At 27.1% G+C, this 12,732-nt stretch carries 11 protein-coding genes; 3 read left to right on the top strand and 8 right to left on the bottom strand.

Annotated elements, in window-relative coordinates:
• Nucleotides 1-11: 11 nt before the first annotated feature.
• The 3 genes from H0H73_RS00760 to surE form a co-directional block, all read right to left on the bottom strand.
• Entirely contained in the window at nucleotides 12-1,310 is a 1,299-nt protein-coding gene (locus H0H73_RS00760; protein ID WP_185852276.1) for an adenylosuccinate synthase, read from the bottom strand.
• 75 nt (nucleotides 1,311-1,385) lie between these two features.
• Entirely contained in the window at nucleotides 1,386-2,351 is a 966-nt protein-coding gene (gene ruvB / locus H0H73_RS00755) for a Holliday junction branch migration DNA helicase RuvB (RefSeq protein WP_185852275.1), read from the bottom strand.
• A gap of 37 nt (nucleotides 2,352-2,388) precedes the next feature.
• A complete protein-coding gene (gene surE / locus H0H73_RS00750; protein ID WP_185852274.1) occupies nucleotides 2,389-3,192 on the bottom strand; it encodes a 5'/3'-nucleotidase SurE in 804 nt (267 codons plus the stop codon).
• Between the two features lie 64 nt (nucleotides 3,193-3,256).
• Between surE and H0H73_RS00745 the strand changes: the two genes are divergently transcribed.
• Nucleotides 3,257-5,377: a carboxy terminal-processing peptidase gene (locus tag H0H73_RS00745; RefSeq protein ID WP_185852273.1), complete on the top strand. Its 2,121-nt coding sequence runs from the start codon at nucleotides 3,257-3,259 to the stop codon at nucleotides 5,375-5,377.
• Here the strand turns inward: H0H73_RS00745 and gyrA are convergent.
• Entirely contained in the window at nucleotides 5,361-7,826 is a 2,466-nt protein-coding gene (gene gyrA / locus H0H73_RS00740; protein WP_185852272.1) for a DNA gyrase subunit A, read from the bottom strand. The two genes, H0H73_RS00745 and gyrA, sit on opposite strands and share 17 nt — an antisense overlap.
• Before the next feature lie 31 nt (nucleotides 7,827-7,857).
• Complete coding sequence (gene aroB / locus H0H73_RS00735) at nucleotides 7,858-8,916, bottom strand: 3-dehydroquinate synthase (RefSeq protein ID WP_185852271.1); 1,059 nt, start codon at nucleotides 8,914-8,916, stop codon at nucleotides 7,858-7,860.
• A gap of 282 nt (nucleotides 8,917-9,198) precedes the next feature.
• Here aroB and H0H73_RS00730 point away from each other — a divergent pair, with 282 nt between their 5' ends.
• Nucleotides 9,199-9,852, top strand: coding sequence for a DedA family protein (locus H0H73_RS00730; RefSeq protein WP_185852270.1), 654 nt, complete (start codon nucleotides 9,199-9,201; stop codon nucleotides 9,850-9,852).
• Here H0H73_RS00730 and H0H73_RS00725 read toward each other — a convergent pair.
• Genes H0H73_RS00725 through H0H73_RS00715 form a run of 3 tightly spaced genes read right to left on the bottom strand, consistent with a single transcriptional unit; the run spans nucleotide 9,845 to nucleotide 11,873 of the window.
• Nucleotides 9,845-10,279 carry a nucleoside deaminase gene (locus H0H73_RS00725; protein WP_185852481.1) on the bottom strand — a complete coding sequence of 145 codons (435 nt, stop codon included), beginning with the start codon at nucleotides 10,277-10,279 and terminating at the stop codon, nucleotides 9,845-9,847. The two genes, H0H73_RS00730 and H0H73_RS00725, sit on opposite strands and share 8 nt — an antisense overlap.
• Nucleotides 10,280-10,302: 23 nt before the next feature.
• A complete protein-coding gene (locus H0H73_RS00720) occupies nucleotides 10,303-10,944 on the bottom strand; it encodes a 50S ribosomal protein L25 (RefSeq protein WP_185852269.1) in 642 nt (213 codons plus the stop codon).
• Nucleotides 10,941-11,873, bottom strand: a complete 933-nt coding sequence (locus tag H0H73_RS00715) for a ribose-phosphate diphosphokinase (protein ID WP_185852268.1) — start codon at nucleotides 11,871-11,873, stop codon at nucleotides 10,941-10,943. Before H0H73_RS00715 ends, H0H73_RS00720 begins: the two co-directional genes overlap by 4 nt.
• Nucleotides 11,874-11,934: 61 nt before the next feature.
• Here H0H73_RS00715 and H0H73_RS00710 point away from each other — a divergent pair, with 61 nt between their 5' ends.
• Nucleotides 11,935-12,729, top strand: coding sequence for a thymidylate synthase (locus H0H73_RS00710; RefSeq protein WP_185852267.1), 795 nt, complete (start codon nucleotides 11,935-11,937; stop codon nucleotides 12,727-12,729).
• Nucleotides 12,730-12,732: the final 3 nt, after the last annotated feature.

Genomic DNA, 12,732 nt, shown 5'->3' with positions numbered 1-12,732 from the left:
AAAAATATTTTCTAAGAAAAAATTTTAAAAAATAAAGACTTATTTTTAATGATATTCTGATTTCTTTCAGAACCAACAGAAATTAATAAAATTTCTAAATTTAGATAAACTTCAATAAATTTAATATATTTTTTACAATTTTTTGGTAAATCTTCGTATTCATGAATATGAGATATGTCTTGTTTCCATCCAGGAAAGTCTATATAAATTCCTTTTACATCTTGTTTTATATTTGCTGGAAAATATTGAATAATTTTATTATCATATTTTTTATATTTTACACATATTTTAATAATTTCCAATTCACTCAAGACATCTAATTTCGTAAGAACTAAATAATTAATCCCATTAATCATACAAGAATATTTCAGAGAGATCAAATCCAACCATCCGCATCTTCTTGGCCGTTTTGTCGTTGCTCCATATTCATTTCCTTTTTTACGTATCACATTTTCAATTTCATTTCCTATTTCTGTAGGAAAAGGACCAAATCCTACACGAGTACAATATGCTTTTGTTATTCCTATAAAATTTTTTAAAAAGTTAGGAGGGATTCCCGCTCCTGTACATACGCCTCCCGTAGAAGTAGAAGAAGTAGTCACATATGGATATGTTCCATAATTTATATCCAATAACATAGCTTGAGCTCCTTCAAAAAGAATCTTTTTTTTGTTATGGTAAGCATCATGAATTTCATAAACAGCATCTATTATCCGATCAGAAAGAATTTTGGCATATTCTATGTATTCTTCATAAATAGATTGAAAAGAAAGAGGTTTTTTTTGAAAAATTTTTGTAAAAATTTTGTTTTTAAGATCAATATGGTATTTTAATTTTTTATGAAACCCTTTTAAATTCAATAAATCCAAAACACGAATTCCTGTTCTATTAATTTTATCGACATAAGTCGGACCAATCCCTTTGTGTGTCGTCCCAATAGACTTGTCCCCTAAAGCTTCTTCTTGATATTGATCTAACAAACAATGATAAGGCATAGTGATATGTGCTCTTTTTGCTAAAAAAACTTTAGACGTATTAATACCCATTGATTCTAAATTTTGTATTTCTTGTATAAAAGATTTAGGATCAATGACTACTCCAGGCCCAACAATACATTTTACTCCAGAATAAATAACTCCAGAAGGAACTAAATGAAGAACAAAATAACTATTTTTAATGTGAATAGAATGACCTGAATTATTTCCTCCTTGATAACGGATTACATAATCCGAATTTTTAGAAAGTAAGTCGGTAATTTTTCCTTTTCCCTCGTCACCCCATTGGAGACCCACAATAACATTTGAAGGCATGATTTTGCATTTTTTTATGTTTATTCTTTATAACAAAGTTAATTCTTATGAACATATAATAAAAAACATTTCAGTCTATTTTTTTTTAAAATTTTTTCTTATATGTTGATAAGCTAATTTTGTAGCCTTTCTTCCCCTAGGTGTTCTAATTAAGTATCCTTCCTGAATAAGAAAAGGTTCATAAACTTCTTCTATGGTATCTGAGTTTTCGCTAACAGCTGTTGCTATAGTATTGATACCCACAGGTCCTCCTTTAAAATAATCTATGATATATGAAAGAATTCTATTGTCCATCTCATCTAATCCATGTTTATCTACATTAAGAGCTTGTAATCCTAAATTACATATGTTAATATCAATGGTCCCATTTCCTTTTACTTGCGCAAAATCACGGATTCTACGTAATAAAGCATTGGTTATACGTGGAGTTCCACGACTTCTATTCGCAATTTCATGAGAAGCCTCTTCCGTTATTGGAATATTTAACAATTTTGCACTACGATTTACAATGTCTTTTAATAATTCTTTTTCATAATAACTAAGACGAAAATTAATACCAAATCTAGAACGCATAGGAGCCGTAAGTAATCCTGATCTTGTTGTTGCTCCTATTAAAGTAAAAGGAGATAAATCGATTTGTATTGATCTAGCATTTGATCCAGAATCTATGATAATATCTATTTTATAATTTTCCATTGCTGAATACAAATATTCCTCAACAACCGGAGAAAGACGATGTATTTCATCAATAAAAATTACATCGTTTATTTTTAAATGAATCAATAACCCAGCTAAATCTCCAGGTTTATCTAAAACAGATCCTGAAGTTACAGTAATATTTACACATAATTCATTAGCCACAATATGTGCTAACGTTGTTTTTCCCAATCCTGGAGGTCCATGAAATAAAATATGATCTAAAGCTTCTTTTCTTTTTTTAGCCGCCTGAATAAAAATTTTCAAATTATTCAATATCTCATGTTGTCCAATAAAATCTTGAATTTTTTGGGGATTTAAAGATCCTTCTAAAAAAGATGACACAATTATAATACGTTTTAATATTCAAGTTTATAAAAAATTATGTATCCGAAAAAAAAACAAATAATACAATAAAATTCCAATCTTTTAAAAGATTTAATATAGTATAATTTGTCAAATCAAATTGAATAGGAACAATAGAGACATATCCATTTTTTAATGCCCATTCATCTGTATCTATCTTTTCATCCAAATTCAAAAAATCTCCTACTAACCAATAATAAGTTCTTCCTCTAGGTGTATAACGTTTATCGAAACTTTCTATCCATTTAGACTCTGCCTGTCTACATATTTTAATTCCTTTAATTTCTTCTTTTTTTAATTTAGGAATATTCACATTCAAAGTGATTGTTTTTTCCGGAATAGGATTATAAAGAATTTTTTTAACAATCTGAGATACATATTTTTTAGATGGTTCAAAATCAGCATTCCAATCAAAATCTAAAAGAGAAAATCCTACAGATGGAATCCCCTCTATACTTGCCTCAATAACAGCAGATAGAGTTCCAGAATACATAATATTTATAGAAGAATTTGATCCATGATTAATTCCTGATACACAAATATCAGGTTTCCTAGGAAGAAGATCATTAATTGCTAATTTAACACAGTCTACTGGAGTTCCAGAACATTCCCATTCTTTTTGATTCCCGTTATCTATCTTGACTGAATCACAATATAATATTGTATTCATTGTTATTGCATGTCCTACCCCAGATTGAGGTTTATTTGGAGCTACTACATATACATCTCCTAAAAGGTTCATAGAATGAACAAGAGCTCTAATCCCTGGAGCTATAATGCCATCATCATTTGTGACTAAAATAATTGGTTTTTTATTCATTTTATATTATATAAAAAAGCTATTTACATTTATATATAATTTTAATAATATTTAATACATAATTGTGAACTTCAAAATAATAAAAAAACTGAATGATATTAAGTACATAATAATTGGTTTTTTTCTCATTTTTTCATTAAGTTTTTGTTCTCCATTAGGAGAACAGGAAAAATATCGTATAGTACTCAAAACAATATATAAAACACTTTACTTTTTACATTCAAATCCTGTTTCTATAAATAATGATTTTTCACAAAAAGTATATCATAAATATTTTGAAAAATTAGATAATCAAAAACATTTTTTTATACAAAAAGACGTAGAAGATCTTTCTTTATATAAAGAAAAAATAGACGATTTTTGGATTCATGGAGATCCTACTTTTTTTAATATTATTATGAAACGTTTTTTACAAAGAGTAAAAGAAGTGGAATCTATATGTTTTCATATATTAAAAACACCTTTTGATTTCAATAAAAAAGAAATGTACATATTTGGAGAAAAAAATTCTTTTTATCCAAAAAATCAAAAAGAATGGATTGAAAAATGGAGAAAATATTTAAAATATTTGACTTTACTAGAAATTATCACTTCCACAAACAAAAAAATCATCACTTCCACAAACAAAAAAATCATTTGGAAAAATGCATTTTTTAATAACGAAAAAAAATCAAGAAAAAAAGTAGAAGAATATATTCAGGAATATTTCAGAAAATTAAAAATAAAAAAAGAATCTGATTGGTTTTCTATATATGTTAATACTATAACTTCTCAATATGACCCTCATACAAATTATTTTTCTCCTAAGGAAAAAGAAATTTTTGATTTTAACATATCTGGACAAACAGAAGGAATTGGCTTAGAATTAAAAGATGATAAAGGTTATCCTACCGTTGTTAGAGTCATTTCTGGGGGGCCTGCATGGAAGAACAAAAAAATAGAAGTAGGAGATAAAATTATACGAGTCGCAAAAAACGTAAACTCAGAATCGCAAAATATTGTAGGCATGTTGTTAGAAAATTCGATTCGTTTAATAAGAGGAAAAAAAGGAAGCAAAGTCAAACTCACTCTTCAAAAAAAAAATGGATCTATAGAAGAAGTGATTCTTACTAGAGATATAATTGAAAAGAAAGAAATTTTTGCAAAAAGTGTTGTCATATTGGATAAAAATCAAGATAAATATGGTTTGATCTGCTTACCTGAATTTTATTTTAATCCTGATAATAAAAATGCTAGAAATGCAACTAAAGATATGAAAAAAATCATTCAAGAATTAAAAAAAGAAAATATAAAAGGAATTCTGATAGATATCAGAAATAACGGAGGGGGATCTTTAAATACTGTAATAGAAATTGCTAGTTTTTTTTTAGGAAAAGTTCCTATCGTACAAATAGGAAAGCCTAACAGAAAAAAAAAGATACTTAAAAGTCATAAAAATAAAATTCTATGGACAGGCCCCCTTGTCGTTCTTGTGAATGAATTATCTGCTTCTGCTTCCGAAATTCTCGCAGCGGCTATAGCAGATTATAAAAGAGGAATTATTGTTGGAAGCAATCAAACATATGGAAAAGGAACTGTACAAACAGTTTATCCATTAAATCGATTTTTTCTATATAATGAAAAGCTAGGAGCCTTAAAATTTACTATCAATAAATTTTATCGTGTGAATGGAAGTTCTACTCAATTAAAAGGAGTAAATTCAGATATAGTCATTCCCAGTAATACGGAAAGTATATTTTTAAAATTTATAGAAAAAAATCAAATCAATCCTATGAAATGGGATTATACAGATCCTATTCCTTCTCTTCACTTTTATTATGATAATTTATATTTAGAAAATATTAAAAATAAAAGCATAAAACGTTTGAATAAAAATAATAATTTTATCAATATTTATAAAAAAATACAATCATTAAATAAAAAAGTTTCTAATAAAAAACAATTTTCTTTAAACTGGGAAAAATTTTATTATGAAAATTTAAAAATAAAAAAAAGAAATGAGTATTTTAAAAAATTAAAAAACAATTTGAATATATATGGATTACAAGCTTTTCCACCCCATTACAAAATCATTTTAAAAGAAAAAGAGTCAGAGGAACAAGTAAAATGGGAAAGAAATGTTAAAAAAGATTTTTATATAGCAGAATGTATCAATATATTACGAGATTTTAATGAAATTCCATAATAGGTTTATAAACTTTTGCCACATCAGCTATAGCATCATTTTCTTTTAAATTTATTAATCTGACTCCTTGAGTTGTTCTTCCCATAACTCTTATGTCTGATATAGGAATACGTATAATAATTCCTGATTTTTTAATAATCATCAAATCATCTTGATCTGTTACATATTTTATGGAAATTAAACTCCCTGTTTTTTGAGTTATATTTATTGTTTTAATTCCTTTTCCACTACGATTAGTTATACGATAATCTTTTATATGTGACCTTTTTCCAAATCCTTTTTCAGAAACAACTAATAAATGTCCTTTTTCTTTTCCTTCTATATCTACACATATCATTCCAATAACCAAATCTTGACTATTTGTATTAATTCCTATAACTCCAGAAGAAGTTCTTCCAGTTGAACGAACTTGTTTTTCTGAAAAACGAATAATTCTTCCATTTTTTACAGCAATAAAAACATGGCTATTTCCCTTAGTTAAAATAGCTTCCAACAAAGAATCTCCTTTACGAATAACAATAGCATTGATTCCATCTTTTCTAGGACGAGAATAATTTTCTAAAGATGTTTTTTTAATAATACCTTTTTGCGTAATCATCATAACATAATAATCTTTGACATACTTTTTATTAGTAAGATCTTCTGTTAAGATATAAGCATTAACTTTATCATCTTGTTGAAGATGAATAATATTTTGTATCGCTCTCCCTTTAGAAATTTTAGATCCTTCTGGAATTTCATATACTCTTAGCCAAAAACATTTTCCTTTTTCTGTAAAAATAAGTAGATATTGATGATTGGTAGCTACAAGTAAATGTTTGAAAAAGTCTGATTCTCTGGCAGTAGCTCCTCTGTTTCCCACTCCTCCTCTTCCTTGACGTTTGTATTCTGATAAAGATGTTCTTTTAATATAACCGGCATGGGAAATAGTAAGAACTACCTGTTCGTTTTCAATTAGGTCTTCTATGTTAACCTGATCTCCTGAATAATCAATTTGTGTACGACGTATATCTTGATATTTTTTTTTGATATTTAAAAGTTCTTCTTGAATAATTTTAGTTCTTGTGGAATGTTCTTCCAAAACGTTTTTAAAAAATTCTATTCTTTTAACAAGCTCGTCATATTCTTTTTTAAGTTTATTTATTTCTAAAGATGTAAGGCTTTGTAACTTCATATCTAAAATAGATTGAGATTGATTTTTAGATATTTGAAATTTTTTAATCAATCTATTACAAGCATCATAATGATTTTGAGATTTTTTAATTAATTGAATCATGAGATCTAAATGATCTAATATTTTCAAAAAACCTAACAAAATATGAACACGATTTTGACATTTTTTAAGTTCGTATCTAGTCCGACGAATAATAACATTATGTCTATGATCAACAAAATGTCTGATAAGACTTTTGATATTTAATTGAACAGGTTTACCATTAACTAGAGCTATATTATTTATATTAAAATAAGTTTGTAGAGAAGTATATTGAAACAATTTATTCAATAATATATTAGGATTTGTATTTTGTTTTAAAATGTATACAATACGTAATCCATTTCTATCCGATTCATCACGAATTTGATAAATCCCTTCCATTTTTCCTTCTTTCATTAGTTCCACAGTTCTAGCGATCATATCAGCTTTGTTTACTTGATAAGGGATCTCATCTACAATAATACATTGTCTTCCATGAATTTCTTCAAAATGTACTTTTGCACGTAAAATAATACGTCCTTTCCCGGTACGAAAAGCATTTTTAACTCCATCATATCCGTAAATAATTCCACCTGTAGGAAAATCAGGAGCTTTAATATATTTCATGATCTGTTCTATAGATATATCGTTATTTTCTATATAAGCGCAAACAGCATTTATAGTTTCTTTTAAATTATGAGGAGCGATATTAGTAGCCATTCCAACTGCAATCCCAGAAGATCCATTAATTAAAAGATTAGGAATTCGTGTAGGTAAAACAGTTGGTTCTTCCAAAGAATCATCAAAATTTAATTTCATATCCACGGTTTCTTTTTTAATATCCAACAACATTTCTTCAGATATTTTTTTCATTTTGACTTCTGTATAACGCATGGCTGCTGGAGGATCTGCATCTAATGATCCAAAATTACCCTGTCCATCTATTAGTGGATAACGTAATGTCCATTTTTGGGTCAGACGGACCATAGTCTCATAAACAGAAATATCTCCATGTGGATGGTATTTTCCCAATACTTCTCCAACAATACGAGCAGATTTTTTATAAGAACTGTTAGAAAAAATTCCTAATTGATACATTCCATAAAGAACTCTTCTATGTACAGGTTTTAATCCATCTCTAACATCGGGAAGAGCTCTGGATACAATAACAGACATAGAATAATCTATGTAAGATGATTTCATTTCATCTTCAATATTAATATAAATCAATTTTTCTCCTTCACTTTCATTCATTTTTTTTGAAAATATTAATTATTAAAAACACTTAGTTCAAAAAACTTTCCTTAATCAAGGAATACGGGACTTGACAATTATATGAACATTTTCCTATTTCTTTTAATAAAGAAAATTGAATTTTATTTTTTTCATTTTTTTTATCATGTTCCATAATCAGCAATAATTTATTAATTTCTAAATCGAAAATTTGATTTCGTATTGGACATAATGCAGAAAGCGTAGATTTGATTTCTTTATAATCAGACATGGATAAACCATTAATTTTGAAAGAAATCCATGATTCATACATCATTCCTATGGTTACAGCAATCCCATGTAACATTTTATTCATATTCATAAAATAACTTTCTAAAGCATGTCCAATAGTGTGGCCAAAATTAAGAATTTTTCTTAATCCTTTTTCTTTAGGATCTTGATCTACAATTTTTTGTTTAATTAATATAGATTGATGAATTAAGTGGGTCCATTCATTTTGATTTTGAGTGATATCTGTTTGTATTTGATTCATTTTTTTCCAAAAATTTTTATCAGCTATTAATCCATGTTTGAACATTTCTGCCATTCCAGAAAAAATTTCTTTATTCGGAAGTGTTTTTAGAAAATAAGTATCAATGATTAAAAATTCTGGAACGTAAAAAGATCCTATTTCATTTTTTATAGAATCTAAATTCACTCCGGTTTTATATCCTATAGCCGCATCAACCATTCCTAATAGAGTTGTGGGGATATTAATAAAACGAATTCCTCGTTTGAATATAGAAGCAACAAAACCTCCAGTATCTGTTATAACCCCTCCTCCTAAATTTATAATTAAACTTTTTCTAGTTGCTTTAAATTCTTCTAGACTTTTACATATTTGAATGCACGTGTAAATATTTTTTTCTTTTTCTCCTGATTTTATTTTAATAACATTAGATTTTTTTAAAAAATCTATATGATGAAAAAGAATGGGAAGACAATGATTGAAGGTCATATCATCTACTAAAATGAATGTGTTTTTTATGTCATCCACTTGATGAAGTAAATAATTTTTAAGTACATCATAAGCTTCTTCATTAAAATGTATAAGTACTCCCCTTTTTTTCATTCCTCATGAATTTATTTTCGTTGAACAAAATTAACCAATTTTTTATTAATCAATAAAATAAAATATTTTGTACAACCAAAAAATGAGAAAAATAAAAGCTATTATGAAAAAGAATATGTTAGGAATCCATCCTAAAATATTAATAAATTTAAATAAATACTCCATAAGGAAAAATATATTAGTTTTTTGAATATGAAAAAAATATGAAAATAAATATTTTCATTTTTTAGTTTATAAAAAATGGAAATATTTAACTTTGACTTTCATTATCATATTTGTAAAATGTCAGATCTTTGGGATTTTTTTCAGCATTTATTTAATCCTAGATGGATATTTTTATATTTCGGAAATACAGCTTTATTTATTCTTTTAGCTATTGTTTTTGCAGAAACAGGATTTTTCATTGGTTTTTTCTTGCCTGGAGATTCTTTATTATTTACTGCTGGAATTTTTGGGGAAGATTTATGCAAAAATTTTTATAATGTCCCTTTTTTTGTGATCATTTTAATCGTAGCAAGTGTAGCAATTCTTGGTAATATGCAAGGATACTGGTTGGGGTACAAATCTGGAAAGCTACTGTATGAAAGAAAAGATTCCTTTTTTTTTAAAAAAAAACATTTAATTTTAGCAAAATTGTTTTATAATAAATATAAAACAACTGCTCTTATCATGAGTCGTTTTTTACCTATGTTTCGTACTTTTGCTCCTATTATAGCAGGAGCAATTCGCATAGATTTCAAAAAATTTATGATATATAACATTATTGGAGCGCTTGCTTGGACTTTTTCTATTATGTTGGCGGGGCATTATTTAGATAAAAGTTTTCCGGAATTAAAAAATCATCTTGAATGGATTATTTTATTAATTATATTGATTACAACTTTACCTGTTTTTTTTAAAATGAAAATAAATAAGAATAAAAAAATATTTATCTAAATTTTTTATTATGTATTCTTTTATAAAAAAAGAATTCTTGTATAAGAGCTTTGCACTGATTTTTCATAATTCCAGATGCAAATTCTGTTTTGGGATGTAATTTAGTACCAGAATACAAGAATCCTCTTTTTGATGGGTTAGAAGCACCACATACAACTCTTCCTATTTTAGCCCAGAACAATGCTCCAGCACACATGACACATGGTTCTAGAGTTACATATAAAGTGCATTTTTTTATGTATTTTTTTTTCAGGTGCTTAGATGCTAAGTGAATCACTAACATTTCTGCATGTGCAGTAATATCACATAAAGTTTCAGTTAAATTATGAGCTTTTGCTATAACCATATTTTTATGTGTAATTGCAGCGCCTATAGGAATTTCATTTTTATGAAAAGCAATATGAGCCTCTTCTAAAGCTATTTTCATAAAATAAAAATCTAGAAACATTTTTATTTTTTTTCTTCTTTTTTTTGATTTTCTTCTTTTTTTTGATTTTCTTCTTTTTTTTGATTTTCTTCTTCTTGTTCTTGGGCACCTTTAACAATTATACGTGAATTTTTTACACTTGCTATCAATGCATGAGAAGGATTCAATATAGTATATTTATCATTATGTAAATCTTCAACTATTATTCTATCACCTATGTCTAAAGAATTTATATTTAATTTAATATGTTCTGGCATATTATATGAATTGGCTTTAACTTTTAATTTTCTGATATTCGAATGATATTCCCCACCTTTTGTTACTCCAATAGGTCTACCAAAATATTTAATAGGAATTTCTAATATAATAGGTTTAATTTTATCAATTTTGTAAAAATCTACATGTAATATTTTTTCATTAACAGGATCAAATTGTATTTCCTTTCGAATAGCATTAATACTTTTATCATATCCTTCTATTTTAAGAATAATACCATATACTTCTGTAGTATATACTATTTTCCTTAAGTTTTCTAATGAAGTAGAAAACGGAATATTTATATTTTTTCCATATAAAATACATGGTATTTTTCCAGAAAGTCTAATGGAACGAACTGCTTCTTTTCCAAGATCTCTTTTATAACCATATATATTAACATATTTCATATAATAAATTTATTACTAATAGACTCGTCTTTATGTACTGATTGCATCACTTCCGCAAAAAGCGGAGCACAAGATAAAATTTGAATTTTCGGATTCATTTGATTTATAGGAATTGTATCTGTTACCACCAATTCTTCAATCGATGATTGATGTATTTTTTCATATGAATTCCCTGATAAAACAGGATGAGTAGCTATAGCACGTACACTTTTCGCTCCTTGTTCTTTTATTAAATTAGCAGCTTCTGTTAAAGTGCCTGCTGTATCTACCATGTCATCTATAAGTATAATATTTTTTTCTTTTACATTCCCTATAAGATTCATGAATTCTATTTCATTTGCTTTTTTTCTTTCTTTATAACAGATTACTACATCTGTACCTAAATAACCAGCATAACTTCTAGCTCTTTTGGCTCCTCCCATATCTGGAGAAGCGATTGTCAATTGATCTATATTTAATTTTTTAATGTAATCAATAAATATTCTAGATGCATATAAATGATCTACAGGGATATCAAAAAATCCTTGAATTTGATCTGCATGTAAATCCATGGTCATGACTCTAGTGGCTCCTGAAGCAACGATCAAATTTGCTATAAGTTTTGCGGCAATAGGAGTTCTAGGTCTATCTTTATGATCTTGTCTTGCCCATCCAAAATACGGAATTACAAGTGTTATGTTAGAAGCTGAAGCTCTACGAGCAGCATCGCTCATTAACAATAATTCCATTAAATTATCTACTGGAGGAAAAGTAGAACCAATCAAAAATACTTGAGATCCACGAACAGATTGTTCAAAACAAGGAGTATATTCTCCATCACTAAATTCTAAAAATTGTACTTTACCAAGAAAGTTTCCATAATAATAAGCTATATTTTCTGATAGTTTTAACCCACTTCTTGTAGAAAAGAAGAGAACCTTTTGATTCATAGTTATATTTTTTTATACAAAAATACTCTTTAAATTAAAAAAAGAAATAGATCATGGGATCATGAAACAATATTTAAATTTATTAAAAAACGTATTAAAAAAGGGGATAAAAAGGAAAGATCGTACTGGAATAGGAACAATAAGCTTATTTGGATATCAAATGAGATTTAACTTAGAAAAAGGGTTTCCTCTTTTAACCACTAAAAAATTAAATATACGGTCTATTATTTATGAACTATTATGGTTTTTAAAAGGAGATACAAACATTCAATTTCTAATAAATAATCAAGTTAATATTTGGAATAAGTGGGCGGATGATCATGGAGAATTAGGTCCAATATATGGATTTCAATGGAGAAAATGGCCAACCTACGATGGCCATTTTGTTGATCAAATAGTTAATCTTATAAAAGAAATTAAGTTTAATCCTAATTCTAGACGTTTAATTGTTTCTTCTTGGAATGTAGGGATGATTAAAAATATGGCACTCCCTCCTTGCCATTTATTATTTCAGTTTTATGTATATAAAAAAAAATTATCGTTGCTTTTATATCAAAGGAGTGCAGATATTTTTATTGGATTGCCATTTAATATTGCTTCTTACGCTTTGTTAGTCACTATGTTAGCTAAAACTCTCCATCTAAAAGAAAAAGAACTCATTCATACTATAGGAGATGCTCATATCTATAATAATCATATTAAACAAGTTAAATTACAGATGAAAAGAACTCCAAGACCACTTCCTAAAATGATTCTTAATTCTTCTGCAAAAGATATTTTTCAATTTCGTTTTGAAGACTTTGAATTAAAAAACTATAATCCTTTTCCTCATATTAAGGGAGATGTAGCTATTTAATTA

Source organism: Blattabacterium cuenoti, assembly GCF_014251335.1.
Taxonomy (GTDB): Bacteria; Bacteroidota; Bacteroidia; order Flavobacteriales; family Blattabacteriaceae; genus Blattabacterium; species Blattabacterium cuenoti_G.
This window is presented reverse-complemented; position numbering and strand designations above follow the sequence as displayed.

What these genes read in the sequence shown, in the direction of transcription:
- gyrA (WP_185852272.1), bottom strand. Translation starts at nt 7,826, where the DNA reads ATGAATGAAAGTGAAGGAGAAAAATTGATTTATATTAATATTGAAGAT.
- H0H73_RS00730 (WP_185852270.1), top strand. Translation starts at nt 9,199, where the DNA reads ATGTCAGATCTTTGGGATTTTTTTCAGCATTTATTTAATCCTAGATGG.
- H0H73_RS00760 (WP_185852276.1), bottom strand. Translation starts at nt 1,310, where the DNA reads ATGCCTTCAAATGTTATTGTGGGTCTCCAATGGGGTGACGAGGGAAAA.
- H0H73_RS00710 (WP_185852267.1), top strand. Translation starts at nt 11,935, where the DNA reads ATGAAACAATATTTAAATTTATTAAAAAACGTATTAAAAAAGGGGATA.
- surE (WP_185852274.1), bottom strand. Translation starts at nt 3,192, where the DNA reads ATGAATAAAAAACCAATTATTTTAGTCACAAATGATGATGGCATTATA.
- H0H73_RS00715 (WP_185852268.1), bottom strand. Translation starts at nt 11,873, where the DNA reads ATGAATCAAAAGGTTCTCTTCTTTTCTACAAGAAGTGGGTTAAAACTA.
- H0H73_RS00725 (WP_185852481.1), bottom strand. Translation starts at nt 10,279, where the DNA reads ATGAAAATAGCTTTAGAAGAGGCTCATATTGCTTTTCATAAAAATGAA.
- H0H73_RS00720 (WP_185852269.1), bottom strand. Translation starts at nt 10,944, where the DNA reads ATGAAATATGTTAATATATATGGTTATAAAAGAGATCTTGGAAAAGAA.
- aroB (WP_185852271.1), bottom strand. Translation starts at nt 8,916, where the DNA reads ATGAAAAAAAGGGGAGTACTTATACATTTTAATGAAGAAGCTTATGAT.